Genomic DNA, 26,038 nt, shown 5'->3' with positions numbered 1-26,038 from the left:
GCGATTATCGGCACCCCGGCGCGCGGGCCGGGGGCGCCCCCGTTCGGACGGTGTATACCGTGCAGGGATGAGCGAGAAAATAGAACCTGTTATCGACCGGAGCGCCATCGATCCGGACCGGTACGAGCAGCACGCGCGGTTCTTCCCGAAGGTGTCGCGGGAGCCGGTCGGGCCGAGCTTCGGGCCGTTCGTCGAGGCCGTGCGCCGGGTGCAGGATCTCGCGGTGAGCGTCGACGCGCCGGACGAGGTGTACGCCGCGGCGGCGGCGCTGGTCGAGCAGCTCGCCGACCTGCTGGAGCCGCACCGGGCGCCGGAGCTGCAGGGCCCGGCGGGCCGCGCGGTGGAGCTGCCCGGCCGCGGCAGCCTGCTGCTGCTCCCGTGGCGGACGGTCGAGGCCGGCCCGGACGGCATCGCCATGACGGGCGTTTTCCGCCGCTTCCACCTCGGCGGCAACGGCGCCGCGCACGGCGGGGTGCTCCCGCTGCTCTTCGACGAGCTCTTCGGCTCGGTGCTGCACTACGCGGGCAGGCCGATCAGCCGGACCGCCTACCTCCACGTCAACTACCGGAAGGTAACCCCGCTGGAGCAGACGCTGGTCGTTCGCGGACGGGTCGATCGGGTCGCGGGACGGAAAACGTTCGTCACCGCGGAGCTCCGCGATGACCTGGGCGAAGTCCTCGCTGACGCCGAAGGATTGATGATTCAACTGCTGCCCGGGCAGCCGTAGCCGGGTGGATGCGGGCGCCGGTGCGTATAGTGGCGCGTGCTTGTACAACGAACCGATCCGGAGGAACCTGAAAGTGGTTGCAGCACTGTCTGAATCCCTGCTCGACGATGCCAAGCGGCCGGCCTTCCTTGCCGACGCTGTCGAGGTCCTGGATGCCGAGGTCTCGGACAAGGGTGGTGCGTCCGGCCTGGCGGTGAAGGGTGGCTACGCGGCGGTCAAGAAGATCGGCCCGTCCATCGTCCCCGACGCCCTGGAGTCCCTGGCTCCCCGCCTGGTGGCCCAGCTGGAGCCCTACTGGCAGGAATACACCGCGTCCGGCAGCACCGGCAACTTCGCCGATCTGCTGGTCGCCAAGTCCGATGAGGTCGCCGAGGCGCTGCTGAAGGTGACCGACGAGCGGGCCGAGTCCTCGACCCGTCCGGCGCTGCAGAAGGTCTACTCCTCGCTGCGCTCCTCGGCCAAGAAGAACGTGGTCGAGGCGCTGCCCCGGGTGGGCGCGCTGGTCCAGCGGCACGCGACCGCCTGATTCCTCTCGCGCCGCCGTCGCTGTCGCCGGCGGCGCGAGCTGTATCCCGCCCGCGCTGTGAGCAGGGCGACGCGGCGGCAGCGGCTCGCGTCTGGAAGTCTGGAGGCGTGAACCCGTCAACAGCGCAGGCGCAGGTCGTCGTCGACGAACTGGTGCGCGGCGGGGTGCGGGACGTGGTCCTGTGCCCCGGTTCCCGCAATGCTCCGCTGGCCTTCGCACTGCAGGCCGCGGATGCCGCCGGGCGGCTCCGGCTGCACATGCGCATCGATGAGCGCACCGCGGGGTTCCTCGCGGTGGGGCTCACCCTCTCCGGCCGCGCCCCGGTCCCGGTGGTGATGACTTCGGGCACCGCCGTCGCCAACCTCGGCCCCGCCGTGCTGGAGGCCAACTACGCCAGGGTGCCGCTGGTGGTGCTCAGCGCCAACCGGCCCTACGAGATGCTCGGCACCGGCGCCAACCAGACGGTCGAGCAGCTCGGGCTGTTCGGCAGCCAGGTGCGCGCGACGATCAGCCTCGGGCTCGCCGAGCTGGAGGACGATTCCCGCTACTCGCGGCAGAACAGCGTGTGGCGCTCGGCGGTCTGCCGGGTGCTCGCCGCCGCGCGCGGCACCCGCTCCGGCAATGCCGGGCCGGTGCACTTCGACATCCCGCTGCGCGAGCCACTGGTCCCGGACCCGAACGCCGCCGAGATCCCGCCCGGCCGTGCGGGCGGCGCGCCGTGGACCAGGACCGAGAACGCCACCCTCGACGTCCCGCTCGCCATCGACCTCACCCCGGACACCGTGGTGGTCTCCGGGCACGGCGCCGGGCTCAGGCCCGAGCTGGCCGCGCTGCCCACCGTCGCCGAGCCGACCGCGCCGCTGCACGGCCCGGCGCTGCACCCGCTGGCGCTGCCGCTGCTGCGGCCGAAGCAGGCCATCATCACCGGCCGCCCGACCCTGCACCGCCCGGTCGCCAGGCTGCTCGCCGACCCCGAGGTCACTGTCTACGCGCTGACCACCGGCCCGCGCTGGCCGGATGTCTCCGGCAATGTGGTCGGCACCGGGACCAGGGCCGTCGTCTCCGGCGCGCCGGACCCGGCCTGGCTGGCCCGCTGCCACGACCTGAACGAGCGCGCGCACGGCGCCGTCCGGGACGAGCTGGCCGTGCACCCCAAGCCGACCGGGCTGCACGTGGCCGCGGTCGTCGCCGACGCGCTGCGCGCGGGCGACCAGCTGCTGCTCGGCGCCTCCAACCCGGTCCGGGACACCGCGCTGGTCTCCGCGCCGCGGCCCGGCGTCACCGTGGTCTCCAACCGCGGCGTCGCCGGGATCGACGGCACCGTCTCCACCGCGCTCGGCGCCGCCATGCGGCACGACGGCCGCACCTTCGCCCTGATCGGCGACCTGACCTTCCTGCACGACGCCTCCGGGCTGCTCATCGGCCCCGGCGAGCCGCGCCCGGACGACCTCACCATCGTGGTCGCCAATGACGACGGCGGCGGCATCTTCGAGCTGCTCGAGCAGGGCGATCCGCAGTACGCGGGGGTCTTCGAGCGGGTCTTCGGCACCCCGCACGGCATGGACCTGGCCGCGCTCTGCGCCGCCTACCGCATCCCGCACCGGCAGGTGGACACCGCCGAGCTGGCGGCGGCGCTCACCGGCAACGCGCACGGGGTGCGGGTGCTGGAGGTGGCGACCGAGCGCTCCGGGCTGCGCGAACTGCACGCCTCGGTGCGCGCCGCCATCAGCTGAGCGTCACTCCCGCTCGTCGTCGAGCGGGACCTCGATGCGCTGCTCCGCCACGTCGGCGGGGTCGGCGCTCCACAGGTCGCCGGGGACATCGGGCCGCGGCGCGACATCGTCCGGGTCGACCGGGCGGGACTGCTCGACCAGATCGGCCTCGGACACCTCGAACGTGGCGGGTGTGCTGCGATCGACCATCGTGCGCTCCTCTCCGCGGGGGTTCTCGTCCGCAACCGGTATACCCGCCGCGCGGCGATGAATCCGGGCGGTCCGCACCGTCGGTACGGGTGAGAGCCGTTCCGAGGACAGGAGATCCGCCGTGACCACTGCCGCCCCCGCCTTCGACTTCGCCGTCGCCGCCGACCGGATGGCCGCCCTGGTCGCCGGGATCGGCGACGACCAGCTCGCCGCGCGGACCCCGTGTCCCGACGTGTCGGTCGCCGCGCTGCTCGGACACGTCGCCGGGCTCACCGAGGCGTTCCGGCAGGCCGCGACCAAGGAGGTCAGTGGCTCGCGGCCGCCCGAGGTGGCGGCGAGCGAGCTGCCCGCGGACTGGCGCACGCTCATCCCCGCCCGGTTGGACGCGCTGGTCGACGCGTGGCGCGAGCCCGACGCCTGGGCGGGGGAAACCGAGGCGGGCGGGGTTACCGCGCCCGCGCCCGCCATGGCGGCGGTGGCGCTGGACGAGCTGGTCATCCACGGCTGGGACCTGGCCCGCGCCACCGGGCTGCCCTTCGACATCACGCCCGACGAGCTCGAGGTGCTGGAGGGGTTCCTCGCCGAGGTGCCGGACGAGGGGACGCCGGGGCTCTTCGGCCCGGTCCAGCCGGTCGCCCCCGGCGCCTCCCGCCTCGACCGGGTGCTCGCCCGCACGGGGCGCCGGGCGGACTGGACAGCCTGACCCCGGGCTGTGTGCGCCGCTCGCGCTCGTCATGGTGGGGCGAAGCGGCCCGCGGCGACGGCGTCCAGTGCCGCTTCGGTGGCGCCGACCGCAGCCGCATCATCCAAGGGATCTCCGCTGATCAACAGCCGGTAGTAGAGCGGCGCCGACACCGCGGTGAGCACCGCGCGGGGGTCGGTGCCGACCGGCGCCTCGCCGCGCGCGATCCCGTCGGTGACGCAGGGCGCCCACTCGGCGAGCCGCACGTCGTAGAAGCGGTGCAGCGCGACCGCGGTGGCAGGGTCGGTGGCGCCCGCCGCGATGACCGCGCGGAACAGCCGCCCCTGCCTGGCGTCGGTGAGCGTGCCGAGCACCAGCCGGGCATTGGCGAGCAGGTCACCGCGCAGGGTCCCGGTGTCGGCCCGCGGCACCGACTCCTCCGCCATGGCCACCAGCAGATCGGTCACCAGCCCGGCGGGCGTGCCCCAGCGCCGGTACACCGTGGTCTTCCCGACCTCGGCCGATGTCGCCACCTCGGTGAGGTCCAGCGCGCCGAAACCGCGCTCGGCCAGCAGGTCGCCCGCGGCCCGCAGCACCGCGGCGCGCACCCTGGCGGTGCGCCCGCCGGGCCGGACCGACCCCGGGTCGGAGCTCATAATGGGTCTCCAGTTTCATTTATCGCCACGAGGGCGTACCGTCGAACGAGTTAACGGAACTATAGACCCTTTAGGAGTGGTCATGGAGTATCGGCGATCCGGCGCCTCCGGTCTCGTGCTGCCCGTGCTCGGCTTCGGCGCAGGCACCTTCGGCGGCCGCGGTGAACTCTTCGGCGCCTGGGGCGACACCGACGTCGCCGCCGCCCGCAGGCTGGTCGACATCTGCCTGGAGGCGGGCGTCACGCTCTTCGACACCGCCGACGTCTACTCCGACGGCGCCTCCGAGGAGGTGCTCGGCGCGGCGATCCGCGGCCGCCGCGATCGGGTGCTGCTGAGCACCAAGGCCGGGCTTCCGACCGGGCCGGGCCCGGACCAGGCAGGCGCCGGTCGCGCTCGGCTGGTGCGTGCGGTCGAGGCGGCGCTGCGCAGGCTCGGCACCGACCACATCGACCTGTTCCAGCTGCATGCCTTCGACGCGCAGACCCCGGTCGAGGAGACCCTCGCGGCTCTGGACGACCTGGTCAGCGCGGGCAAGATCCGCTACCTCGGCGCCTCCAACTTCGCGGGCTGGCAGCTCATGAAGTCGCTCGCCGCCGCCGACCGGGACGGCCGCACCCGCTACGTCGCGCACCAGGTCTACTACTCGCTGGTCGGGCGGGACTACGAGTGGGAACTCATGCCGCTCGGTCGAGACCAGGGCGTCGGCGCGCTGGTCTGGTCACCGCTGGGCTGGGGTCGGCTCACCGGGCACATCCGCCGCGGCGCCCCGCTGCCGCCGGGCAGCAGGCTGCACGCCACCGCCGCCGCGGGCCCGCCGGTCGCCGACGAGCTGCTGTACCGGGTGGTCGACGTGCTGGATGAGCTCGCCGCCGAGACCGGCCACGCCGTCCCGCAGCTCGCCCTGGCCTGGCTGCTCACCCGGCCGACGGTGACCAGCGTGATCGTCGGCGCCCGGAACGAGGAGCAGCTGCGGCAGAATCTCGGCGCGCTCGAGGTGGGCCTGACACCCGAGCAGCTCACCCGGCTGGACGCCGCGAGCGCGACCACCCCGCCGTACCCGCGCTACCCCTACCACCGGCTCCCGGACTTCGCCCGGCTCGATCCGCCGCTGGTCGGCGCTCAGTAGACGTCGCGGACGTAGCGCTTCTCCGCGACCAGCTGCTTGCGGAAGGCGCGGGCGCCCTCGTCGTCCAGCTTGCCGTGCACCCTGGCGATGGTGAGCAGCGCCTCGTCGACGTCGGTGGCCATCCTGGCGGCGTCCCCGCAGACGTAGAAGTGCGCGCCGTCGCGCAGCCAGGACCACAGCTCGGCGCCGTGCTCGATCATCCGGTGCTGCACGTAGACCCGCTCCCGCTGGTCCCGGGAGAAGGCGAGGTCGAGCCGGGTGAGGAAGCCGGAGCGGAACATGTCCTCCAGCTCGGCGCGGTAGTAGAAGTGCTGCGCCGCGTGCTGGTCGCCGAAGAAGAGCCAGTTGCGGCCGGTGGCGCCGAGCGCGCGGCGCTCGTGCAGGAAGCCGCGGAACGGGGCGATGCCGGTGCCGGGGCCGACCATGATCATCGGGGCGGTCTGGTCCAGCGGCGGGCGGAAGTGCGGGGAGCGCTGCAGGAAGATCGGCACCTCGGTGCCCGCCCGGTCGGCCAGGAAGGTGGAGCAGACGCCGCCGCGCTCGGCGTACCGGACGACGCCGACGGTGAGCTCGACCTCGTGCGGGCTCACCCGCGGGCTGGAGGAGATCGAGTACTGCCGCGGCTGCAGCTTCTTCAGCGCGCCGAGCCACTCCACCAGGTCGGCGCGGACCGGGAAGTCGCGCAGCACGTCCACCGCCTGCTTGTCCCAGAGGTAGCCGTCGAGTTCGTTGCGGTTGTCCCGGCGCAGCAGCTTGGCCAGCTGGTTGTTGCCGGGGTGGTGTTCGGCGACGAAGCCGAGCAGGTCGTTGCTGACCCCGGTGATGTCGTAGCGGGTGGCGAGCGCCTCGGCCAGCGGCAGGTCGGCGCCGTCCACCTCGACCGCGCGGGTGCCGTCCAGGCCGGTGGCGGCGAGCCACTCGGCCACCAGCGCGTCGCCGTTGCGCGGCCAGACGCCGAGCGCGTCGCCGACCTCGTAGCGGACGTCCAGGTCGCGCAGGTCGAAGCCGAAGCGGCGGACCTCCTTCGCGCTGCCGACGGAGAGCACGTCGTTGCGCACCAGCGGGGCGCGGACCGGCGCGTTCCTGGTGAACCTGGCGGCGCGCCTGCGCTCCGGGCGCACCGCCGTCGCAGTCCCGCCGCGCGCCGGGGCGCCCGAGCCAACGGGGTTCCCGCGGGTGCCCGCCGCGCCGAGACCGGCCGCTCCGGCACCGCCCGCGCCCGAGCTACCCGCACCGACGCCATCCCCACCGAAGCCGGCGCCCGGGCCGACGCCGATGCCGTCCGCGCCGCCCGGGCCGAAGCCGAAGCCCGGCCCGCCCGTACCGAAGCCCGCGCCGGGCTCGGCGCCCACTTCGGGGCTGCCCGGACCACTCGACCCACTCTCCCCGAGCGCCGTGAGCACCGCCGCGAACCACCCGTCCGCCGCCTCGGCGTAATCCGGCTCGCTGTCCACCCTGGCCAGCAGCCGCCGCGCCCCACGGGCGGCGAAGGCCTCGTCCAGCTTCCGCCCGTGCCCGCAGAAGTCGTCGTAGGCGGAGTCGCCGAGCGCGAAGACCGCGTACCGCACCCCGCCGAACCGGCCGGGGTGCTCGGCCAGCCGCTCCCAGAAGTCGCGGCCGTTGTCCGGCGGCCCGCCGTCGCCGAAGGTGCTGCTCACCACCAGGACGTCGCCGTCGAGCTCGGCCGGGTCGCAGGCGTCCATGTCGCGCAGCCGCGGCGTGAACCCTGCCGCGGTGAGGCGCATCGCGGCATCGGCGGCCAGCTCCTCGGCGGTGCCGGTCTGCGACGCCCACAGCACCGTGACCGCACGTGCCTGCGCCGCGTCGGCGGAGGCGCCCGCCCGCGAGTACATCCCGGCCAGCAGCCCGTCGACCCACATCCGGCTGCCCGGCGAGATCGGCGCGGTCTCCGGCAGCACCGGCTGCCCGGTCACCGGTAGCGACTGCAGCGCCGCGAGGTAGCCGGAGAGGTAGATCCGCTCGGCCTCGCTCAGCGTCGGCGCGGTGCCCGCCAACCCGAGCACGGCGGCCAGCGGGTGCGGCTCGGGGGCGGGCTGCGGGGCGGGCCGCGGCGCGGCGGGCACCCGGCGCAGCGCCACCGCGCAGGCCTTGAACTCCGGCTGCAGCGACGCCGGGTCGACCGCGTCGCTGGTGACGGCGTTGATGGTCAGGTACTCGCCATGCTCGTCGTTCCAGTGGAACGGCGCGAAGCAGTCGCCGGGCCGCACCCGGTCCGAGATCCGCGCGGGCAGCACCGCCCGACCCCGCCGCGAGGTGATCTCGATCCGGTCGCCGGGCCGGATCTCCAGCCGCTCCGCGTCGGCCGGGCAGATCTCCAGGAACGGCTCGCCGGTGAGCCTGGTCAGCTTGTCGACCCGGCCGGTCTTGGTCATGGTGTGCCACTGGTGCTGCAACCGGCCGGTGTTCAGCAGGAACGGGTGGTCGTCGTCGGGCATCTCCCGCGGCGGCAGGTGCGGCCGGGCGAAGAACACCGCGCGCCTGCTCGGGGTGGCGAAGGCCAGCCGCGGGGTGCTGCCGTCGGCGGCGGTGAACAGGGTCTGGCTCACGCCGTCGTTGAGGTACCGGATCGGGTTGCGCGGCCGCTCCGGGTCCGGGCACGGCCACTGCAGCGGCCCGGCCCGCAGCGCCTCGTGGCTCATGCCGCGCAGGTCGTAGCCGGTGGCCGGGTTGGCGAAGGCGGTGAGCTCGGCGAAGACCTCGGCGGCCGATTCGAACTCGAACCCCGCGAAGCCCATGGCCCGCGCAACCTGCGCGATCAGCAGCCAGTCCGGCCTGGCGTCGCCGCGCGGCGGGACCGCCTGCCGCAGCAGCGTCACCGTGCGCTCGGAGTTCACCATGGTGCCCTCCGCCTCGGCCCAGAGCGTGGCGGGCAGCATGATGTCGGCGTAGGTGTTGGTGGCGGTGTCGGTGTAGGCGTCCTGGGTGATCACCAGGTCGGCGGCCTCGAGTCCGGCGATCACGGTGGTCCGGTTGGCGACCGTCGCCACCGGGTTGGTGCAGATGATCCAGGCCGCCCGGATCCGGCCCGCGCTCAGCTCGCGGAACATCTCGATGGTGCCCGGCCCGGCCTCGTCCCTGATGGTGCCGGGCGCAAGGCCCCACGCCGTCTCCACGAAGCCGCGGTCGGCGGGGGAGAGCAGGCTGCGCTGGCCGGGCAGCCCCGGCCCCATGTACCCCATCTCCCGGCCGCCCATGGCGTTCGGCTGGCCGGTGAGCGAGAACGGCCCGCTGCCGGGGCGGCAGATCGCGCCGGTGGCCAGGTGCAGGTTGACCACGGCATTGGTGTTCCAGGTGCCGTGCGTCGACTGGTTCAGCCCCATCGTCCACAGCGACATCCACTCGCCTGCCTCGGCGATCCAGCGCGCCGCGGTGCGGATGTCCGGCTCGGCCAGCCCGGTGAGCTCGGCGACCCGCTCCGGCGGGTAGTCCGCCAGGAACTCCGGCATCGTTTCCCAGCCCTCGGTGTGCTCGGCGATGAACTCGGTGTCGATCGCGCCGTCGGCGACCAGCAGGTGCAGCAGGCCGTTCAGCAGCGCCAGGTCGGTGCCGGGCGCGATCTGTAGGAAGAGGTCGGCGCGGTCGGCGGTCTCGGTGCGCCGCGGGTCGACCACGATCAGCCTGGCACCGGCCTTGAGCCGGTCCGCCATCCGCAGGTGCACGATCGGGTGGCAGTCGGCGGTATTGGCGCCGATCACGAAGAACAGGTCGGCGGCGTCGATGTCGTCGTAGGAGCCGGGCGGGCCGTCGGCGCCGAGCGACTGCTTGTAGCCGGTGCCCGCGCTGGCCATGCACAGCCGGGAGTTGGCCTCGATGTGCACCGTGCGCAGGTACCCCTTGGCCAGCTTGGTGGCCAGGTACTGCGCCTCCAGCGACATCTGCCCGGAGACGTACAGCGCGACGGCGTCCGGGCCGTGCTCGTCCAGGATGGCGCGCAGCCGCGCGGCGGCCTCGGCGACGGCCTCGTCCACCGGCACCGGCTCCGGCGCGCGGTCCCTGGCCGGGCGCCGCAGCGCGGTCGCCATCCGCCCGTCCGCCCGCATGAGCTCGGCGTGCGTCGCGCCCTTGGTGCAGAGCCTGCCCGCGTTCGCCGGGTGCAGCTTGTCCCCGGCAACCTTCGCGATCACCGGGATGCCGCGCTCGACCCCGGTCGCCACGGTGATGCCGCAGCCGACACCGCAGTACGAGCACTGTGTGCGTACCGTGTCCGCTTCCCGCATGGATCCCATGGTGCTGCGGCGCGGTTGCGCGGTTTTTACCCGACGTTATCGTCAGGTGACATTCCGCCTCACCGGCGGATTTCTTCCCGGTGAGCTGTGGTGCGGGTCATAAAATGTCCGGAATCAGCCGAGGTTGAAGCCGCGGTGCAGCGCGACGGCGCCGCCGCTCAGGTTGCGCCACTTCACCGTGGACCAGCCCGCCTCGGTGACCCGCCGGGCCAGCTGCCGCTGGGTCGGCCAGGCCCGGATGGACTCGGCCAGGTAGACGTAGGCGTCCGGGTTGCTGCTCACCGCGCGCGCCACCCGGGGCAGCGCCTTCATCAGGTACTCCATGTAGACGGTGCGGAACGGCCCGAACACCGGCGTGGAGAACTCGCAGATGACCAGCCGCCCGCCGGGCTTGGTGACCCGCAGCATCTCGCGCATGGCCAGGTCGATGTCGGCGACGTTGCGCAGCCCGAAGGAGATGGTCACGGCGTCGAAGGAGCCGTCGGCGAAGGGCAGCGCCATGGCGTCGCCCGCCACCATCGGCACCTGCCTGCCGCGCCCGGCGGCCAGCATGCCCTGGGAGAAGTCGGTGGCGACGCACCAGGCGCCGGAGCGGCGCAGCTCCACCGTGGAGACCCCGGTGCCCGCGGCCAGGTCGAGCACGCGCTCGCCGGGGCGCGGGTCGAGCGCGCGCCTGGTCGCCCAGCGCCAGTACCGGTCCTGCCCGCCGGAGATCACGGTATTGGTGAGGTCGTACCGCTTCGCGACCCCGTCGAACATCGACGCGACCTCGTCCGGCCGCTTCTCCAGCGAGGCCCGGATGGATTCGCGCTGTCCTGTTTTCGCCACACCGCGACCCTATCCGGTCACCGGTGTTTCACCCTTCAGGCCGTGTGTGACGTGCGTTCCGTCCAGCCGGTCACCGCGGCGTAGTGGCCCATGAGCTCGTCGCAGATCGCGGGCCAGGTGCGGTGCAGCACCGACTTGCGGGCCGCGGTGGCGTACCGGGTGCGCAGCTCCCGGTCGCGCAGCGCGGCGACCGCGCTCGGCAGCAGCTCTTCGAAGCGCTCGACCGGGAGCAGGTAGCCGTTGCGGCAGTGCGCGACGAGGTCGCGCGGGCCGCCCGCGTCCGGGCCGATCACCGGGGTGCCCGCGGCCAGCGCCTCCTGCACGCCCTGGCAGAAGGTCTCGTGCTCGCCCGGGTGCACCATGACGTCCAGGCTCGCGTACGCCGCGGCCAGCTCCAGCCCGCCCAGCTCGCCGGTGAAGACCGCGCCGGGCAGCAGCGCGGCGAGGCCGCGCCGCTCCGGGCCGTCGCCGACGATCACCAGCTGCACGTCCGGGTCGCCCGCGAGCACGGCGAGCCGGTCGACGTGCTTCTCCGGCGCCAGCCTGCCGACGAAGCCGACCAGCATCCGGTCGGCGCCGCCCAGCCAGCGCTCGCGCAGCTCCCGGCTCCGCCGCGAGGGCGCGAAGCGGGCGATGTCGACGCCTCGGCCCCAGCGGTGCACCCGCGGGATGCTGTGCGCGGCGAGGTCGGCGGCGGCCGCGCTGGAGGGGGCGAGCGTGCGGGTGGCGCCCTCGTGGATGCGCCGGGTCCAGCCCCAGGCGGCCCTGGCGGCCAGGCTCAGCCCGTAGCTCTTGGCGAAGCCCGCGACATCGGTCTGGTAGACGGCGACGCTCGGCAGATCCAGCCGCAGCGCCGCCCCGAGCCCGCCGGCGCCGAGCAGGAAGGGCGAGGCCAGGTGCACCACGTCGGCGTCGAAGGCGGCGATGGCCGCGGTGATCCCCGGCTGCGGCAGCCCGACCGGCAGCGAGCTGATCTTCGGCACCATGACCGCGGGCACCCGGTGCACCCGGAACCTGCCGTGCCGGTCCGGTGCGGGGGGAAGGCCGCGCACCGTGTCCGGCGCGACCACGATCGCATCGTGGCCGAGCCGGTCCAGATGGTCCAGCACCCGGAGGACGGAGTTGGTGACACCGTTCATGTTCGGCGTGAACGACTCCGCGACGATGGCTACGCGCACCCGTCCAGCGTCGCAGGACCGGTGGCAGGCGGCCCCACGGCTGCGTGAAGGGCGCGCGAAGTTCGGGCGAACGCTCAGTTCCCGCCGCGCCGCCGCAGGTACCACAGCAGCGGCAGCGCGATCAGCCAGACGACCACGATCACCGACCCCGCCGGGATGATCGCCACCGTGGCGTCGCGCCCCGCCACCCGCACCAGGTCCGGGTCGGCCCGGTTGTACTCCACATTGATGTTCTGCCCCGCGGTCAGGTTGGTCGGGTACAGCACCCCGACCTTGGGGTTGTGCGTCACCCCGTCCGGCGTCACGTACATGACGGCCGAGCGCAGCCTGCCCGCGGAGAGCACCTCGGCCGTGGTCACGCCGCGATCCGAGCTGATCAGGTAGTCGTTCCGGAAGGCGGCGAGCACGAGCAGCACCATGAGCACGCTGATCGCGGCGGCCACGACGAGCACCGTCAGCCCGCCGCGCCCCAGCGGACTCGGACGCGCCACGCGGGGGCTGGTTTCCGACACCGGGCCAGGTTAGTGGACGGGTCCGCTAGCGTGTGCGCCCATGTCCCGCACCTATAGCTTCACCGTGCCCTATTCCGCCCCGGTGACCTCGCTTCACCGGGCATACACCAACCCCGAGGCCTGGCGAGCGCGCTTCGCCGAGGCTAAATCGGCGAACTACGACCTCGCGCACCCGGAGGGCGAGGGCAGCATCCGCATCCACATGGCCGAGAAGGTCGGCGGCGACGCCGTGCCCAAGGTGGTCCGCTCGGTGCTCGGCCGCGAGTTCACCCTGGAGCGCACCGACACCTGGCACCGGCTGGACGGCGAGCGCGCCACCGGTTCGTTCACCGCCGCCACCACCGGGGTGCGCGGCGAGCTCGCCGGTGACTACCTGCTCCGCCCCGCCGCCGACGGCGCCGTGCTGGAGATCAACGGCAAGGCCACCTTCGAGGTCCCGATGGTCGGCGGCGCGCTGGAGCGCATGGTCGAGCAACTGCACCAGCGCGTGGTGCAGAACGAGCGCGAGTTCTTCGCGGGCTGGCTCGCCGAGCACCCCGAGGGGTGAGGCTCAGGCGAAATCGGCGGGGGTGAACTCCTTTCGCTCCACCAGCACCAGCCAGTTGCCGGAGTTGTCCCGCATGACGGCTTCGGTGCCGTAGGGCCGCTCGGCAGGCGGCTGCACGAACTCCACGCCCTTCGCGGTGAGCTCCTCGAAGGTCTTCTGGCAGTCGTCGGTCCGCAGGCCGAGCGCCCCGTGCGTGCCGTTGGCGAGCGCCCGGCGAATCGCCTCGGCCAGCTCCGCGTCGAGCGGCGGGCCCGGCACCATGAGCGTGATCTCCAGCTCCGGGTGGTCGGGGTGCACGATGGTGACCCAGCGGAAGCCGTTCTCACCCATGCTGATGTCGGTGGCCTCGACGAAGCCGAGCTTCTCCAGATACCACTGCTTGGCGGCCTCCTGGTCGGTGACGTACACGGTGACCAGGGAAACGTTGGTGATCGTCATGGCACCGAGGCTAGGAGCCCGCGGCCCGCCCGCGCTTCTCCGGAATTGCTGACCTGTCGGAGAGCCCGTGCATGAAGACGTAGCAGCCGGGGATGCGCGGCGCCCCGTCCGCGAACTTCGCCTGGTAGTCCGAGGGCGCCACCCCGACCAGCGCGCGGAACCGGCTGCTGAACGAGCCGAGGCTGCTGTAGCCGACCAGCATGCACACCTCGGTCACCGTGAGGTTGGTCGCGCGCAGCAGGTCCTGCGCCCGCTCGATCCTGCGCTCGGTCAGGTACGCCGCCGGGGTCCGGCCGTACACCGCCGCGAAGGCGCGCAGGAAGTGGAACTTGGAGATGCCCGCCGCCGCGGCCAGCGTGGTCAGGTCCAGCGGCTCGGCGTAGCGCCGGTCGACCAGGTCGCGGGCGCGGCGCAGGTGCGGGAGCAGCTCGAGCGGCGGCCGCGCTGCCATCTCAGCCGAACGGGACGAGGTCGTCGGCGCGCATCGAGGCACGCCCCGCCGTGCGCCACAGCCGGGCGGTGAGGTCGACGTCCGCATCGGTCACCAGATTGCCCATCACCCGCACCGCGGTGCGGCGCAGCAGCGGCGAGCGCATGAGCGGCGGCCCGCCGAGCGGCACCATCCTCGGGTGCGTCGCCATGCCCGCGATCCGCCTCGCCACCGAGAAGGTGCGGCCGTAGCGGGCGCGCAGCAGCTCCGGCCAGACCGCGCTCAGGTCGGGCTCGTCCAGCAGCGCGGCCAGCATGTGCCCGCCCTCGAGGCTGTAGTCGATGCCCTCGCCGTTCAGCGGGTTCACGCAGCCGGCGGCGTCGCCGACAAGAGCCCAGTTCGGCCCTGCGACGTTCGAGACCGCGCCGCCCATCGGCAGCAGCGCCGATGCCACCGCGCGCAGCTCCCCGGAAAACTCCCACTCGTCCCCGCGCAGCGCGGTGTAGTGCTCGAGCAGCGGTTTCAGCGCGACGTGCGCGGGCCTGCGCTCGGTGGCCAGCGAGCCGACGCCGATATTCACCTCGCCGTTGCCGAGCGGGAAGATCCAGCCGTACCCGGGCACCAGCGCGCCGTCGGCATTGCGCAGCTCCAGGTGCGAGGTGATCCACTGGTCGTCGCTGCGCGCCGAGCGGATGTAGGCGCGCGCCGCGGTGCCGTAGGCGAAGCGCCGGTGCCAGCTGCGGCCCAGCTGCTTGCCGATCGGCGAGCGCACCCCGTCGGCCACCACCAGCGTCCGGCAGCCGATGGTGTGCGTGCCGGAACCGGACTTCACCGTGACACCGGTGACCCGCCCGCCCTCGCGCAGCACCTCCACGGCCTTGGTGCCGTCCAGCATCCGCGCCCCCGACTTCACCGCGGTCTGCCGCAGCGTGTCGTCGAGCTCGGTGCGCGGCACCGCGCTGCCGTAGGTCGGGAACGACCCGCCCGGCCACGGCAGCAGCTCCTCCCGGCCGAACCCGGTCATCCGCAAACCGTGGTTGACGGTGTGCGCGCGCAGCCACGGCCCGAGCCCGAGGTGCTCCAGCTCGGCGGTGGCGCGCGGGGTGAGGCCGTCGCCGCAGGTCTTGTCCCTCGGGAAGACCGCGCCGTCGATCAGCAGCACGTCACGGCCGTCCCTGGCGGCCCAGGCGGCGGCCGCGGAGCCCGCCGGGCCCGCGCCGACCACCAGCACCTCGACCGCGGCGGGGATGACGTCCGGTGCTTCCATGGCTCCATCCTCGCAGGGCCCCGGCCCGGCGCAAGTGACGGTGTTCATGGGCGGCCGCGGGCCGACACGCTAGGTTCTCTACCGTGGGGTCGGACGCGTCGCTGGGAGAAGAGATGAGTACATCGGCTGTGAGCGCGGGGAACACGGTGGTGGCCGGGGTCGAACTCGGCGACGAGGCGCTGGCCGACACCGTCCGCACCGGCCTCGCCGCCGTGGAGAACCTGCTGGTCGAGGAGCTCTCCGACGGCGCGAGCTTCCTCCAGGAGGCCGCGCTGCACCTGGCCAAGGCGGGCGGCAAGCGGTTCCGCCCGCTCTTCACGATCCTCACCGGCCAGCTCGGCCCGCGCCCCACCGACCCGGAGCTGATCACCGCGGGCACCGTGGTCGAGCTGGTGCACCTGGCCACGCTCTACCACGACGATGTGATGGACGAGGCACAGCTGCGCCGCGGCGCGCCCAGCGTCAACGCCCGCTGGGGCAACAGCTTCGCCATCCTCGCGGGCGACTACCTCTTCGCGCACGCCTCCCGGCTCACCTCCACACTCGGCCCCGACGCGGTGCGGATCATCGCCGAGACCTTCGCCGAGCTGGTCACCGGACAGATGCGGGAGACCATCGGCGCCACCGAGCGGCAGGACCCGGTCGAGCACTACCTGCGCGTGGTCTGGGAGAAGACCGGCTCGCTGATCGCCGCCGCGGGCCGGTTCGGCGGCACCTTCTCCGGCGGTGATCCCGAACACGTCGAGCGGCTGGCCCGGCTCGGCGACGCCGTCGGCACCGCCTTCCAGATCTCCGACGACATCATCGACATCTCCTCCGCCGCCGAGCAGTCCGGCAAGACGCCGGGCACCGACCTGCGCGAGGGCGTGCACACCCTGCCGGTGCTGTACGCGCTGCGCGAGGAGGGGCCGGTCGGCGACCGGCTGCGCACCCTGCTCGCCGAGCCGCTGCGCACCGATGCCGAGGTGAGCGAGGCGCTCGCCCTGCTCGCCGACTCCCGCGGCCTGGTCCAGGCGGGGGAGAAGCTGCGCGAGTACGCCGACCTGGCCTACGCCGAACTGGCGGCGCTGCCCGCGGGCCCGGCCAACGACGCGCTGGAGCAGCTGGTCCGCTACACCATCGAGCGCGTCGGCTGAATCACCCCATCCACGGACCCCGCGCGGAACTCCGCGCGGGGTCCGGCTCGTTGTCGTGTCGACAGCGACGGTGCGAAGGGGGGCGGCGGGAGCGAGGAGCGGAATGCACGGGCACGGTTATGCGAACGGACTGAAGACCTTCGGCCTCATGGTCGGGCTCTCTGCCCTGATCGTGCTGGCGGGCGCGTTGTTCCGGAATCCGACGATCCTGGTCATCGCGATCCTGATCGCCGTCGGTACCAACGCCTACGCCTACTTCAACAGCGACCGGCTGGCGCTCAAGGCCATGCACGCCCAGCCCGTCTCCGAGCTGGAGGCGCCGGTCATCTACCGGATCGTCCGCGAGCTGGCGACCACCGCCCGCCAGCCCATGCCGCGGCTCTACATCAGCCCCACCAATGCCCCGAACGCCTTCGCGACCGGCCGCAACCCGCGGCACGCCGCGGTCTGCTGCACCAGCGGCATCCTGCAGCTGTTGGACGAGCGCGAGCTGCGCGCGGTGCTCGGCCACGAGCTCTCGCACGTCTACAACCGCGACATCCTGATCTCCTCGGTCGCGGGCGCGCTCGCCGCGGTGATCTCCGGCCTGGCGAACCTGGCCTACATCACCTCGATCTTCGGCGGCAACCGGGACGGCGGGCCGAACCTGATCGGGGTGCTGCTGCTCTCGCTGCTCGGCCCGATCGCCGCGTCGCTGGTCAAGCTGGCCGTCTCCCGCTCGCGGGAGTACCAGGCCGACCAGTCCGGCGCCGAGCTCACCGGCGACCCGCTCGCGCTCGCCTCCGCGCTGCGCAAGCTGGAGCGCGGCACCCAGGCCGCGCCGCTGCCGCCGGAGCCGCAGCTCACCGCGCAGTCGCACCTGATGATCGCGAACCCGTTCCGGGTCGGCGAGCGCGGCGCGCGGCTCTTCTCCACGCACCCGCCGATCGCCGACCGGATCGCCCGACTGGAGGAGCTGGCGGGCAGGCAGCTGCCCTAGCGGTAGTTCACGAACTGCAGCGCGATCCCGAAGTCCTCACCCTTGAGCAGCGCGATGACGGCCTGCAGGTCGTCCCGCTTCTTGCTGCTCACCCGCAGCTCCTCGCCCTGGACCTGGGCCTTGACGCCCTTCGGCCCCTCGTCCCTGATCTTCTTGGTGATCTTCTTGGCGTGCTCGGTGTCGATGCCCTGCACCAGCGTCCCGGTGATCTTGTAGATCTTGCCGGAGATCGCGGGCTCGCCCGCCTCGAACGCCTTGAGCGAGATGTCCCGGCGGATCAGCTTCTCCTTGAAGACCTCCAGCGCGGCCTGCACCCGCTCCTCGGCATCGGCGCTGAGCACCACCTTGTCCTCGCCGGACCACTCGATGGCCGCGCCGGTGCCCCGGAAGTCGTACCGGGTGCCCAGCTCCTTCGCGGCCTGCTGCAGCGCGTTGTCGACCTCCTGCCGGTCGACCTTGCTCACGACATCGAACGACGAATCGGCCACGCTCTGCTCCTGTCCCCGAGGTATGTATGCACCGGCACATTAGCGCGCGTGACCTGGCGGTTTGCAATCCGGGGGGGCTCACGCGGTATTCTGCTCCACGCACTGCGGTGCGCACGGCAGATTGCCCGAGCGGCCAATGGGAGCGGACTGTAAATCCGTCGGCGAAAGCCTACGTAGGTTCGAATCCTACATCTGCCACCCCCGAAGTCCCCGTCGATCACGGTCGGCGGGGACTTCGGTGTTTACCGCCTCTGACCAGGCGATTTGGTGCCGTGACGGGGGAGTGTGTAACCTCGTTCAAGACTTCGAGCCACCGAGTCGGGAGCACGTCCGGTTCGGTGCGAGCGAAGTCATGCCCCCTTAGCTCAGTCGGCAGAGCGTTTCCATGGTAAGGAAAAGGTCAACGGTTCGATTCCGTTAGGGGGCTCGCAATTCCCGTGCACATGGCGGTGTAGCTCAGTCGGTAGAGCAAACGACTCATAATCGTTGTGTCGCCGGTTCAAGTCCGGCCATCGCTACCAATAGAGAGAACGCACCGAACACCGGAAAGAAGGCAAAGCCGTGGCCGCGAAGTCCACTGATGTCCGGCCGAAGATCACCCTGGCCTGCGAGCAGTGCAAGCATCGCAACTACATCACCAAGAAGAACCGGCGCAACGACCCGGATCGGCTGGAGCTGAAGAAGTTCTGCCCGAACTGCGGCACGCACCGGGCGCACCGCGAATCGCGCTGATCGGCCACGCGTGACCACTGCCGCGTGAACTGCCCGCCGGGGTCGGACGTCATGTCCGGCCCCGCTCGCGTTTCCGGACCGTGGCGGCAACTCCTCCGACGAGATCCCGGCGTCCGGGGTCAGATAGGTACAGTCCCTCCCGTGACATCGAACACCGGCACCACCGAAGTGGCATCTGATCTCGATCCCGCCGCGCACGCGGCGGCAATGGTCGGTCATCACTACCGCGTCGACGACTACTACGAGGTCGGGCGCGAGAAGGTGCGTGAGTACGCGCGGGCCGTGCAGGACTACCACCCGGTGCACTGGGAGGAAGATGTCGCGCGGGAGTTCGGCTACCCCGGGCTGGTCGCCCCGCTGACCTTCATCTCGCTGGTCGGCATCCTGGCCCAGCGCAAGCTGTTCGAGAACGTCGTCACCGGCTACGACCTGAGCCAGATCATGCAGACCGACCAGGTGCTGGAGTTCCACCGCCCGATCGCGGTCGGCGACAAGCTGGTCTGCGACGTCTACCTGGACTCGTTCCGGCAGGCCTTCGGCGGCGACATCATCGTCACCAAGAACATCGTCTCGGACGCGGCGGGCGAGCTGGTGCTCACCACCTACACTACGCTGGTCGGCCGCACCGGCGGCGACATCGACCCGAACGTGAACCAGGCCGTCCGCAAGGTGCTCATGCACGGCATGGGCGACGACGAGCCCGCGCACCGCGCGCCCACCGTCGCCGCCGCGCCGGTGCCGCCCGCCGACGGCATCACCGCGAGCAAGCACGCGCTGGCCTTCGCCGACGTCGAGGTCGGCACCGAGCTGCCGCCGCGCACCGTCCGGCTCACCCGCGGCGACCTGGTGAACTACGCGGGCGTCTCCGGCGACGCCAACCCGATCCACTGGAGCGACGAGGTCGTCAAGCTGGTCGACCTGGACGACGTGGTGGCGCACGGCATGCTCACCATGGGGCTCGGCGGCGGCTTCGTCACCTCGTGGCTCGGCGACCCCGGCGCGGTCAAGGAGTACAACGTCCGGTTCACCAGCCCGGTCTTCGTCGGGGCCGACGAGCCCGCCGAGGTCGAGTACACCGGTAAGGTGAAGTCGGTGGATCCGGAGAGCAGGACCGCGGTCGTCGCCATCGTGGCGAAGTCGGCGGGGCGCCGGATCTTCGGCCGCGCGACCGCGACGGTGCAGCTGTCCTGACCTGCGGCTCGGTACCGGATTGGCTTATCGGGTGGACGGTAACGTACACTCGGGAATCTGGGATCACCGGTCGTAGCGCGCTGCTCTGAGGAGTGGCGCGCGTGTTGTGTGAGACCGAAGCGACAATTTCATATGGGAACTGTGGTCGGGTCCGACGAGCTTTCGGGCACTATCGGTCCGACCGAAGGGGCGTAGCTCAACTGGCAGAGCAGCGGTCTCCAAAACCGCAGGTTGCAGGTTCAAGTCCTGTCGCCCCTGCCCTGAATGCCGGCGACGAGAGAGGATCGACGTGAGCGACGAGCGGGATACTCGCCACGGCGCGCATGCGTCCGACGACGGTGAGGACACCGCCGCATCGACTCGGCCGAGCGGCAAGCGGTCCGCCCGGCGGAGCCGTGGTGCTTCGTCGACCGACACGGGTTCGGTGGCCACGATCGAGCGTCCGGCCGCGAAGGCCGCCGGCAAGGACCGGCGCGAGGGAACGGGCAATCCGTTCAAGCGCCTGATCAAGTTCCTGCGCGAGGTCGTCGCGGAACTGCGCAAGGTGATCTGGCCCAACCGGAAGCAGATGGTCACCTACACGATCGTTGTTCTGGTGTTCGTGGTCTTCATGGTCGCGTTCATCGCCGGGATCGATCTGGCGTTCATCAAGGGTGTCGACTGGCTGTTCGGCTGACCGGCCGTCCGGCCGGGCGGAACGACGCCGACACCGGGAGCCGATCCCGGGGGGAGACGCGCGGCGGCATCCGCCGTGCCGCTCCGGCAGGCAGAAGATGTTTGTGACGACACAGGAAGCGAGCGCACCGGTGAGCACCCCGGAGAACGACACCAGCGACGAGTTCCCGGCCGACACCGCGGAGTCCGTCGAGGATTCCGTCGTCGCCGGTGAGGACGAGCAGGCCGCCGCATCGGACGATGCGGCTGACGCTGCGGAGTCTTCCGCCGCCGAGCCCGCCCCCTCGCCGGCCGTCGCCGACGAGCCCGCGGACCCGGTCGCCGAGATGAAGGCCGCGCTGCGCCGCGCCCCCGGCGACTGGTACGTCATCCACTCCTACGCCGGCTACGAGAACAAGGTGAAGACCAACCTCCTGACCCGCGTGCAGAACCTGGACCTGGAGGAGTACATCTTCCAGGTCGAGGTGCCGACGGAGGACGTCACCGAGATCAAGAACGGCCAGCGCAAGAACGTCAGCCGCAAGGTGCTGCCCGGCTACATCCTGGTCCGGATGGAGCTGAACGACGAGTCGTGGGGCGCGGTGCGCAACACCCCCGGCGTCACCGGCTTCGTCGGCGCCACCTCCCGGCCCTCCCCGCTGTCCCTCGACGACGTGGTGAAGTTCCTGGTCCCGGCGGCGCAGCAGCAGAAGAAGCCCGCCGCCGCCGCTGCCGCGCAGACCCAGGACGCGGGCACCGATCTCGCCCCGAAGCCGGTCATCGAGGTCGACTTCGAGGTCGGCGAGTCGGTCACCGTGATGGACGGCCCGTTCGCGACCCTGCCCGCCAGCATCTCGGAGGTGAACGCCGAGCAGCAGAAGCTCAAGGTGCTCGTCTCGATCTTCGGCCGGGAGACCCCGGTCGAGCTGGCCTTCACGCAGGTCGCGAAGATCTAGAACTTGCAGAGCCGCTCTGTAGGAAAGCACGACTGACAACCCGAGGAAAGAAAGATGCCCCCCAAGAAGAAGAAGCTCGCCGGGATCATCAAGCTGCAGATCCAGGCCGGCCAGGCGAACCCCGCCCCCCCGGTGGGTCCGGCGCTCGGCCAGCACGGCGTCAACATCATGGAGTTCTGCAAGGCGTACAACGCCGCGACCGAGTCGCAGCGTGGCAACGTCATCCCGGTCGAGATCTCGGTGTACGAGGACCGGTCCTTCGACTTCAAGCTGAAGACCCCGCCGGCTGCGAAGCTGCTGCTCAAGGCTGCCGGTGTGCAGAAGGGCTCGGCCGAGCCGCACCGCAACAAGGTCGCCACGGTGACCCTGGACCAGGTGCGCGAGATCGCCAAGACCAAGCAGGAAGACCTGAACGCCAACGACCTGGAGCAGGCGACCAAGATCATCGCCGGTACCGCCCGGTCGATGGGGATCACCGTCCAGGGCTGAGCGGCACCCCGCTCGCTCCCCGTGGGAGGGCCGGCCAGGCCCGCACACCACAGCTGAACTGATACGACAGGACACAGAGAAACATGGCAAAGCGCAGCAAGGCGTACACCGCCGCGGCCGAGAAGGTCGATCGCAGCAAGCTCTACTCCCCGCTGGCCGCCGCGAAGCTGGCCAAGGAGACCGCCACCACCAAGACCGACGCGACCGTCGAGGTCGCCGTCCGGCTCGGGGTGGATCCCCGCAAGGCCGACCAGATGGTCCGCGGCACGGTCAACCTGCCGCACGGCACCGGCAAGACCGCCCGCGTCATCGTCTTCGCGGCCGGTGAGAAGGCCGCCGAGGCCGAGTCCGCCGGTGCGGACGCGGTCGGCGCCGAGGATCTGATCGAGCGGATCCAGGGCGGCTGGCTGGACTTCGACGCCGCGATCGCCACCCCGGACCAGATGGCCAAGGTCGGCCGGATCGCGCGCGTCCTCGGCCCGCGCGGCCTGATGCCGAACCCGAAGACCGGCACGGTCACCAACGACGTGACCAAGGCCGTGGCCGACATCAAGGGCGGCAAGATCAACTTCCGGGTCGACAAGCAGGCCAACCTGCACTTCGTCATCGGCAAGGCGTCTTTTGACGATGCCGCGCTTGTGGAGAACTACGGCGCCGCGCTGGACGAGATCCTGCGCGCCAAGCCGTCGACCGCGAAGGGGCGCTACGTCAAGAAGGTGACGGTGTCGACGAACACCGGCCCGGGCATCCCGGTGGACCCGAACCGCACCCGCAACCTCCTGGAGGACGAGGCGTAGTCCCTCCCCGGTACGAATCCGCAGCGGCGGGCACGCGATTCGCGTTCCCGCCGCTGTGCGTTTCGCGCCGTTTTGGGATTTACCCAGGGCCTATGTAAACTGGACAACGGTGTGCGACGAGTTCGCACCCACCCCCATCGTTCTACCGAAGACCGTTGGTCGCCGATTCCGCACGGGATCGGTCGAAGGTCCGGCCAGAGTGCCGGCGGCCCACGCAGGGAGATTCGAGGCTGGGATCCGTTCGCCGGAGCTGTCCGGCGCGGTGTTTCCTGTGCGCCCCGGAACGCTCTGCGTCCGGGGCGCTTGTTCTTTCGCCGGCCCGTCGTTCGGTGGTACGTCACGTACCGACCATCGAGAGAGGAGGCGAAGTATGGCGAATGCCGAGAAGGTCACCGCGGTCGCGGAGATCACCGAGCAGTTCCGGAACTCGACCGCCACCGTGATCACGGAATACCGTGGTCTTTCGGTCGGCAAGCTGACCGAGCTGCGCCGGGCCCTCGGTTCCGAGGCCACCTACTCCGTCGCCAAGAACACCCTGGTCAAGCGCGCCGCCGCCGAGGCGGGCGTGGAAGGCCTGGATGAGCTGTTCGTCGGCCCGACTGCCATCACCTTCGTCACCGGCGAACCGGTGGAGGCGGCCAAGGCGCTGAAGGCGTTCGCGAAGGACAACAAGGCCCTCGTCATCAAGGGCGGGTACATGGACGGCGCGCCGCTGTCCGTGTCCGAGGTCGAGCGGATCGCCGACCTGGAGTCCCGCGAGGTGCTGCTGGCCAAGCTGGCAGGCGCGCTCAAGGGCAACCTGGCCAAGGCCGCCGGGCTCTTCGCCGCTCCCGCCTCGCAGGTGGCCCGCCTGGCCGCCGCGCTGGAGGAGAAGAAGCGCACCGAAGAGGGCGCCCCCGCGGCGCCCGCCGAGGCCGCCGAGGCCGAGACCGCGGAGTGATCCGCCGGGTGGCCGCCACCACCCACCCCCGAACCACCCACTCTGAGAGGAAACACAATGGCCAACGTTGACGAGCTGCTCGAGACCTTCGGCAACATGACCCTGCTCGAGCTCTCCGACTTCGTCAAGAAGTTCGAGGAGAAGTTCGAGGTCACCGCCGCCGCTCCGGTCGCCGTCGCCGCCGCGGGCGCGGGCCCGGCCGCCGCCGAGGCCGAGCCGGAGCAGGACGAGTTCGATGTCATCCTCGATGGCGCGGGCGACAAGAAGATCCAGGTCATCAAGGTGGTCCGCGAGATCGTCTCCGGCCTGGGGCTGAAGGAGGCCAAGGACCTCGTCGAGAGCGCCCCCAAGGCCATCCTGGAGAAGGTCGACAAGGCCGCCGCCGATGCCGCCAAGGAGAAGCTGGAAGGCGCTGGCGCCAAGGTGTCGATCAAGTAAGACGGTCTTTTTCCGCCCCCAATCGGCGGAGGACACGCGAACGGGCGGTTCCCCTGGAGGGAACCGCCCGTTCGGCTTTTTCGGCCCGTCCCGCGCCCACCTGCGCGGATATCGCAGACCGACACGGGTTACTCGCGAGTCAGGTAGGGGTGTGCCCGTTCGGAGCCATGGGATACAGTGGCCCGACCCACTGTGATGTGACCCACCGGCCGCTCGTCGCCGGCTCCCGCAGTGGACCGATCGCCGAAAAACTGTGTGGAGGTACGCGTGGGCGTCGAGGTCAGGACCGAGGGAGTTACCAAGTCCTTCGGCTCGCAGCGGATTTGGCAGGACGTCTCGCTGACGCTGCCCTCCGGTGAGGTCAGCGCCCTGCTCGGTCCGTCGGGCACGGGCAAGTCGGTGTTCCTGAAGTCGCTGATCGGGCTGCTGCGCCCGGAGCGCGGCTCCATCTACATCGACGGGGTGGACATCACCACCTGCTCGAACAAGCAGCTCTACGAGATCCGCAAGCTCTTCGGTGTCCTCTTCCAGGACGGCGCGCTGTTCGGGTCGATGAACCTGTTCGACAATGTGGCGTTCCCGCTGCGCGAGCACACCAAGAAGTCCGAGTCCGAGATCCGGCAGATCGTGATGGAGAAGCTGGAGCTGACCGGTCTGATCGGGGCCGAGGGCAAGCTGCCCGGCGAGATCTCCGGCGGTATGCGCAAGCGTGCCGGGCTGGCGCGGGCGCTGGTGCTGGATCCGCAGATCATCCTGGTCGACGAGCCGGACTCGGGTCTGGACCCGGTGCGTACCTCGTACCTGTCGCAGTTGCTGATCGACATCAACGCCCAGATCGACGCGACGATTCTGATCGTCACGCACAACATCAACCTGGCGCGGACGGTTCCGGACAATATCGGGATGCTGTTCCGGCGGCAGCTGGTCATGTTCGGCCCGCGCGAGGTGCTGCTGACCTCCGAAGAGCCGGTGGTCAAGCAGTTCCTGAACGGCCGGATGATCGGCCCGATCGGGATGTCGGAGGAGAAGGACGAGACCCAGATGGCGCGCGAGCAGGCGCTCGTGGACGCCGGGCACCACCACGGTGGTGCGGAGGAGGTCGAGGGGATCATCCCGCAGATGCGCGCGACCCCGGGCATGCCGGTGCGTCAGGGCGTGCTGCGGCGGCAGGAGCGGGTGCGCGAGATCATGCACACCTTGCCACATGCCGCCCAATCCGCGATCCGCGAATCGCTCGATCAGAGCGACGACACGCAGGTTATGGCATACAGCACAGCGGACACCGAAAAGTTCCGTGCTCAGTCATATGAGACCCCTGCTCGCCAGAACCTAACCAACGGGTAACATACGCCATCGTGAATTCCTCCCTGGCGCGACTGCGGGCTCCGGTCGAGTCCGGCTTTGCACAGGCCGGCAATATCTTCGCCCTGATGCTCGACGTCTTTCGCAAGATGTTCCGGCGGCCATTCCAGTGGCGGGATTTCATCGAACAGTCCTGGTTCATCGCCAGCGTTTCGATCCTGCCGAGCGCCCTCGTCGCGATTCCCTTCGGCGCGGTGGTTGCGCTGCAGACCGGCTCGCTCATCAAGCAGCTCGGTGCCGAGTCGTTCACCGGCGCGACCAGCGTGCTGGCAACGGTCCAGCAGGCCGCCCCGGTGGTGACCGCGTTGATCATCGCGGGCGCCGCCGGGTCGGCGGTGGCGGCCGATCTCGGCTCCCGCACCATCCGCGAGGAGATCGACGCGCTCGAGGTGCTCGGCGTCGATCCGATCCAGAAGCTCGTGGTTCCGCGGGTGCTCGGGATGACGCTGGTGGCCGTGCTGCTGAACGGTCTGGTCTCGGTCGTCGGCATCGCCGGCGGCTACTTCTTCAACGTCCTGCTGCAGGGCGGCACCCCCGGTGCCTACCTGGCGTCGTTCTCGGCGCTCGCTCAGCTACCCGATCTGTGGATCGGTGAGATCAAGGCGGCGATCTTCGGCCTGCTCGCCGGAGTCATCGCGGCGTACAAGGGCCTGCATCCCAAGGGCGGTCCGAAAGGAGTCGGTGAGGCGGTGAATCAATCCGTGGTCATCACGTTCCTGGTTCTGTTCTTCGTGAATTTGATTCTCACGCTGGTGTACCTCCAGATCATTCCCGCCAAAGGCACCTGATC

General features: G+C 71.1%; 28 protein-coding genes and 4 tRNA genes. 22 read left to right on the top strand and 10 right to left on the bottom strand.

Annotated features, from left to right (window positions below; translation table 11 throughout):
* The first annotated feature begins 67 nt into the window (after window positions 1-67).
* The 3 genes from ACFUUZ_RS02735 (at window position 68) to menD (ending at window position 2,986) form a co-directional block, all read left to right on the top strand.
* Entirely contained in the window at window positions 68-727 is a 660-nt protein-coding gene (locus ACFUUZ_RS02735) for a PaaI family thioesterase (RefSeq protein WP_378691838.1), read from the top strand.
* Between the two features lie 73 nt (window positions 728-800).
* On the top strand, window positions 801-1,253 hold the full coding sequence (locus ACFUUZ_RS02730) for a DUF6918 family protein (RefSeq protein WP_378691835.1): 453 nt from the start codon (window positions 801-803) through the stop codon (window positions 1,251-1,253).
* Window positions 1,254-1,360: 107 nt separating this feature from the next.
* On the top strand, window positions 1,361-2,986 hold the full coding sequence (menD, locus tag ACFUUZ_RS02725) for a 2-succinyl-5-enolpyruvyl-6-hydroxy-3-cyclohexene-1-carboxylic-acid synthase (RefSeq protein WP_378691833.1): 1,626 nt from the start codon (window positions 1,361-1,363) through the stop codon (window positions 2,984-2,986).
* A 3-nt stretch (window positions 2,987-2,989) separates the two neighbouring features.
* On the opposite strand, the gene ACFUUZ_RS02720 is transcribed toward menD, so the two are convergent.
* Complete coding sequence (locus tag ACFUUZ_RS02720) at window positions 2,990-3,175, bottom strand: hypothetical protein (protein ID WP_378691830.1); 186 nt, start codon at window positions 3,173-3,175, stop codon at window positions 2,990-2,992.
* A gap of 121 nt (window positions 3,176-3,296) precedes the next feature.
* Here ACFUUZ_RS02720 and ACFUUZ_RS02715 point away from each other — a divergent pair, with 121 nt between their 5' ends.
* Entirely contained in the window at window positions 3,297-3,878 is a 582-nt protein-coding gene (locus ACFUUZ_RS02715) for a TIGR03086 family metal-binding protein (RefSeq protein WP_378691828.1), read from the top strand.
* Between the two features lie 29 nt (window positions 3,879-3,907).
* Here the strand turns inward: ACFUUZ_RS02715 and ACFUUZ_RS02710 are convergent, their stop codons facing one another.
* Complete coding sequence (locus ACFUUZ_RS02710) at window positions 3,908-4,513, bottom strand: TetR/AcrR family transcriptional regulator C-terminal ligand-binding domain-containing protein (RefSeq protein WP_378691825.1); 606 nt, start codon at window positions 4,511-4,513, stop codon at window positions 3,908-3,910.
* Window positions 4,514-4,595: 82 nt separating this feature from the next.
* Here ACFUUZ_RS02710 and ACFUUZ_RS02705 point away from each other — a divergent pair, with 82 nt between their 5' ends.
* The gene (locus ACFUUZ_RS02705; protein ID WP_378691822.1) at window positions 4,596-5,639 is read left to right on the top strand and encodes an aldo/keto reductase; all 1,044 of its coding nucleotides are present in this window, start codon (window positions 4,596-4,598) and stop codon (window positions 5,637-5,639) included.
* Here ACFUUZ_RS02705 and ACFUUZ_RS02700 read toward each other — a convergent pair.
* From ACFUUZ_RS02700 to ACFUUZ_RS02685, 4 genes are all read right to left on the bottom strand, one after another.
* Complete coding sequence (locus ACFUUZ_RS02700; protein ID WP_378691820.1) at window positions 5,633-9,877, bottom strand: molybdopterin-dependent oxidoreductase; 4,245 nt, start codon at window positions 9,875-9,877, stop codon at window positions 5,633-5,635. The genes ACFUUZ_RS02705 and ACFUUZ_RS02700 overlap by 7 nt on opposite strands.
* Before the next feature lie 123 nt (window positions 9,878-10,000).
* The gene (locus ACFUUZ_RS02695) at window positions 10,001-10,714 is read right to left on the bottom strand and encodes a demethylmenaquinone methyltransferase (RefSeq protein WP_378691817.1); all 714 of its coding nucleotides are present in this window, start codon (window positions 10,712-10,714) and stop codon (window positions 10,001-10,003) included.
* Between the two features lie 35 nt (window positions 10,715-10,749).
* Window positions 10,750-11,892, bottom strand: coding sequence for a glycosyltransferase family 4 protein (locus tag ACFUUZ_RS02690; RefSeq protein ID WP_378691814.1), 1,143 nt, complete (start codon window positions 11,890-11,892; stop codon window positions 10,750-10,752).
* A gap of 74 nt (window positions 11,893-11,966) precedes the next feature.
* Complete coding sequence (locus ACFUUZ_RS02685; RefSeq protein WP_378691811.1) at window positions 11,967-12,404, bottom strand: DUF3592 domain-containing protein; 438 nt, start codon at window positions 12,402-12,404, stop codon at window positions 11,967-11,969.
* A gap of 40 nt (window positions 12,405-12,444) precedes the next feature.
* On the opposite strand from ACFUUZ_RS02685, the gene ACFUUZ_RS02680 reads away from it, so the two are divergent.
* Window positions 12,445-12,951 carry a DUF2505 domain-containing protein gene (locus ACFUUZ_RS02680; RefSeq protein ID WP_378691808.1) on the top strand — a complete coding sequence of 169 codons (507 nt, stop codon included), beginning with the start codon at window positions 12,445-12,447 and terminating at the stop codon, window positions 12,949-12,951.
* Window positions 12,952-12,954: 3 nt separating this feature from the next.
* Here the strand turns inward: ACFUUZ_RS02680 and ACFUUZ_RS02675 are convergent, their stop codons facing one another.
* The 3 genes from ACFUUZ_RS02675 to ACFUUZ_RS02665 are packed head-to-tail and all read right to left on the bottom strand — an operon-like array spanning window position 12,955 to window position 15,086.
* The gene (locus ACFUUZ_RS02675; RefSeq protein WP_378691805.1) at window positions 12,955-13,389 is read right to left on the bottom strand and encodes a VOC family protein; all 435 of its coding nucleotides are present in this window, start codon (window positions 13,387-13,389) and stop codon (window positions 12,955-12,957) included.
* Between the two features lie 10 nt (window positions 13,390-13,399).
* Window positions 13,400-13,840 (bottom strand): helix-turn-helix domain-containing protein, encoded by a 441-nt coding sequence (locus ACFUUZ_RS02670; RefSeq protein WP_378691802.1) that lies wholly within the window; start codon window positions 13,838-13,840, stop codon window positions 13,400-13,402.
* 1 nt (window position 13,841) lies between these two features.
* Entirely contained in the window at window positions 13,842-15,086 is a 1,245-nt protein-coding gene (locus tag ACFUUZ_RS02665; RefSeq protein WP_378691799.1) for a geranylgeranyl reductase family protein, read from the bottom strand.
* A gap of 113 nt (window positions 15,087-15,199) precedes the next feature.
* On the opposite strand from ACFUUZ_RS02665, the gene ACFUUZ_RS02660 reads away from it, so the two are divergent.
* A complete protein-coding gene (locus ACFUUZ_RS02660; RefSeq protein WP_378691796.1) occupies window positions 15,200-16,222 on the top strand; it encodes a polyprenyl synthetase family protein in 1,023 nt (340 codons plus the stop codon).
* Between the two features lie 103 nt (window positions 16,223-16,325).
* The gene (htpX, locus tag ACFUUZ_RS02655; protein WP_378691793.1) at window positions 16,326-17,201 is read left to right on the top strand and encodes a zinc metalloprotease HtpX; all 876 of its coding nucleotides are present in this window, start codon (window positions 16,326-16,328) and stop codon (window positions 17,199-17,201) included.
* Here the strand turns inward: htpX and ACFUUZ_RS02650 are convergent.
* Window positions 17,198-17,689 (bottom strand): YajQ family cyclic di-GMP-binding protein, encoded by a 492-nt coding sequence (locus ACFUUZ_RS02650; RefSeq protein WP_378691790.1) that lies wholly within the window; start codon window positions 17,687-17,689, stop codon window positions 17,198-17,200. The two genes, htpX and ACFUUZ_RS02650, sit on opposite strands and share 4 nt — an antisense overlap.
* Window positions 17,690-17,804: 115 nt before the next feature.
* Here ACFUUZ_RS02650 and ACFUUZ_RS02645 point away from each other — a divergent pair.
* The 14 genes from ACFUUZ_RS02645 (at window position 17,805) to ACFUUZ_RS02580 (ending at window position 26,036) form a co-directional block, all read left to right on the top strand.
* Window positions 17,805-17,887, top strand: a tRNA-Tyr gene (locus tag ACFUUZ_RS02645).
* A 156-nt stretch (window positions 17,888-18,043) separates the two neighbouring features.
* Window positions 18,044-18,116, top strand: a tRNA-Thr gene (locus ACFUUZ_RS02640).
* 18 nt (window positions 18,117-18,134) lie between these two features.
* Window positions 18,135-18,210, top strand: a tRNA-Met gene (locus tag ACFUUZ_RS02635).
* Between the two features lie 40 nt (window positions 18,211-18,250).
* Window positions 18,251-18,421, top strand: coding sequence for a 50S ribosomal protein L33 (gene rpmG / locus ACFUUZ_RS02630; protein ID WP_011211653.1), 171 nt, complete (start codon window positions 18,251-18,253; stop codon window positions 18,419-18,421).
* 141 nt (window positions 18,422-18,562) lie between these two features.
* Window positions 18,563-19,612: a fused (3R)-hydroxyacyl-ACP dehydratase subunits HadA/HadB gene (locus ACFUUZ_RS02625; protein WP_378691788.1), complete on the top strand. Its 1,050-nt coding sequence runs from the start codon at window positions 18,563-18,565 to the stop codon at window positions 19,610-19,612.
* Between the two features lie 185 nt (window positions 19,613-19,797).
* A tRNA-Trp gene (locus ACFUUZ_RS02620) sits at window positions 19,798-19,870 on the top strand.
* Between the two features lie 31 nt (window positions 19,871-19,901).
* Window positions 19,902-20,288 carry a preprotein translocase subunit SecE gene (gene secE / locus ACFUUZ_RS02615; RefSeq protein WP_378691786.1) on the top strand — a complete coding sequence of 129 codons (387 nt, stop codon included), beginning with the start codon at window positions 19,902-19,904 and terminating at the stop codon, window positions 20,286-20,288.
* A 130-nt stretch (window positions 20,289-20,418) separates the two neighbouring features.
* Window positions 20,419-21,222 carry a transcription termination/antitermination protein NusG gene (nusG, locus tag ACFUUZ_RS02610; protein ID WP_378691904.1) on the top strand — a complete coding sequence of 268 codons (804 nt, stop codon included), beginning with the start codon at window positions 20,419-20,421 and terminating at the stop codon, window positions 21,220-21,222.
* A gap of 54 nt (window positions 21,223-21,276) precedes the next feature.
* Window positions 21,277-21,711 carry a 50S ribosomal protein L11 gene (gene rplK / locus ACFUUZ_RS02605; RefSeq protein WP_067653664.1) on the top strand — a complete coding sequence of 145 codons (435 nt, stop codon included), beginning with the start codon at window positions 21,277-21,279 and terminating at the stop codon, window positions 21,709-21,711.
* Between the two features lie 83 nt (window positions 21,712-21,794).
* Complete coding sequence (rplA, locus tag ACFUUZ_RS02600) at window positions 21,795-22,508, top strand: 50S ribosomal protein L1 (RefSeq protein ID WP_378691782.1); 714 nt, start codon at window positions 21,795-21,797, stop codon at window positions 22,506-22,508.
* A gap of 370 nt (window positions 22,509-22,878) precedes the next feature.
* A complete protein-coding gene (gene rplJ, locus ACFUUZ_RS02595; protein ID WP_378691779.1) occupies window positions 22,879-23,448 on the top strand; it encodes a 50S ribosomal protein L10 in 570 nt (189 codons plus the stop codon).
* Between the two features lie 57 nt (window positions 23,449-23,505).
* Window positions 23,506-23,886 carry a 50S ribosomal protein L7/L12 gene (rplL, locus tag ACFUUZ_RS02590; protein ID WP_378691776.1) on the top strand — a complete coding sequence of 127 codons (381 nt, stop codon included), beginning with the start codon at window positions 23,506-23,508 and terminating at the stop codon, window positions 23,884-23,886.
* Between the two features lie 267 nt (window positions 23,887-24,153).
* On the top strand, window positions 24,154-25,230 hold the full coding sequence (locus tag ACFUUZ_RS02585) for an ABC transporter ATP-binding protein (protein ID WP_378691774.1): 1,077 nt from the start codon (window positions 24,154-24,156) through the stop codon (window positions 25,228-25,230).
* An 86-nt stretch (window positions 25,231-25,316) separates the two neighbouring features.
* Window positions 25,317-26,036, top strand: a complete 720-nt coding sequence (locus ACFUUZ_RS02580) for an MlaE family ABC transporter permease (RefSeq protein WP_378691902.1) — start codon at window positions 25,317-25,319, stop codon at window positions 26,034-26,036.
* Window positions 26,037-26,038 lie beyond the last annotated feature (2 nt).

Origin of the sequence: Nocardia sp. NPDC057353, from assembly GCF_042667085.1 — a bacterium.
Taxonomy (GTDB): Bacteria; Actinomycetota; Actinomycetes; order Mycobacteriales; family Mycobacteriaceae; genus Nocardia.
This window is presented reverse-complemented; position numbering and strand designations above follow the sequence as displayed.

Excerpts from the sequence above, each read along its gene's own strand:
- ACFUUZ_RS02710 (WP_378691825.1), bottom strand. The coding sequence starts at position 4,513 with ATGAGCTCCGACCCGGGGTCGGTCCGGCCCGGCGGGCGCACCGCCAGG.
- rplL (WP_378691776.1), top strand. The coding sequence starts at position 23,506 with ATGGCCAACGTTGACGAGCTGCTCGAGACCTTCGGCAACATGACCCTG.
- ACFUUZ_RS02675 (WP_378691805.1), bottom strand. The coding sequence starts at position 13,389 with ATGACGATCACCAACGTTTCCCTGGTCACCGTGTACGTCACCGACCAG.
- ACFUUZ_RS02660 (WP_378691796.1), top strand. The coding sequence starts at position 15,200 with ATGAGTACATCGGCTGTGAGCGCGGGGAACACGGTGGTGGCCGGGGTC.
- ACFUUZ_RS02665 (WP_378691799.1), bottom strand. The coding sequence starts at position 15,086 with ATGGAAGCACCGGACGTCATCCCCGCCGCGGTCGAGGTGCTGGTGGTC.
- rplJ (WP_378691779.1), top strand. The coding sequence starts at position 22,879 with ATGGCGAATGCCGAGAAGGTCACCGCGGTCGCGGAGATCACCGAGCAG.
- rplK (WP_067653664.1), top strand. The coding sequence starts at position 21,277 with ATGCCCCCCAAGAAGAAGAAGCTCGCCGGGATCATCAAGCTGCAGATC.
- rplA (WP_378691782.1), top strand. The coding sequence starts at position 21,795 with ATGGCAAAGCGCAGCAAGGCGTACACCGCCGCGGCCGAGAAGGTCGAT.
- ACFUUZ_RS02670 (WP_378691802.1), bottom strand. The coding sequence starts at position 13,840 with ATGGCAGCGCGGCCGCCGCTCGAGCTGCTCCCGCACCTGCGCCGCGCC.
- ACFUUZ_RS02720 (WP_378691830.1), bottom strand. The coding sequence starts at position 3,175 with ATGGTCGATCGCAGCACACCCGCCACGTTCGAGGTGTCCGAGGCCGAT.
- htpX (WP_378691793.1), top strand. The coding sequence starts at position 16,326 with ATGCACGGGCACGGTTATGCGAACGGACTGAAGACCTTCGGCCTCATG.
- ACFUUZ_RS02735 (WP_378691838.1), top strand. The coding sequence starts at position 68 with ATGAGCGAGAAAATAGAACCTGTTATCGACCGGAGCGCCATCGATCCG.
- ACFUUZ_RS02580 (WP_378691902.1), top strand. The coding sequence starts at position 25,317 with ATGCTCGACGTCTTTCGCAAGATGTTCCGGCGGCCATTCCAGTGGCGG.
- ACFUUZ_RS02680 (WP_378691808.1), top strand. The coding sequence starts at position 12,445 with ATGTCCCGCACCTATAGCTTCACCGTGCCCTATTCCGCCCCGGTGACC.
- ACFUUZ_RS02705 (WP_378691822.1), top strand. The coding sequence starts at position 4,596 with ATGGAGTATCGGCGATCCGGCGCCTCCGGTCTCGTGCTGCCCGTGCTC.
- ACFUUZ_RS02700 (WP_378691820.1), bottom strand. The coding sequence starts at position 9,877 with ATGCGGGAAGCGGACACGGTACGCACACAGTGCTCGTACTGCGGTGTC.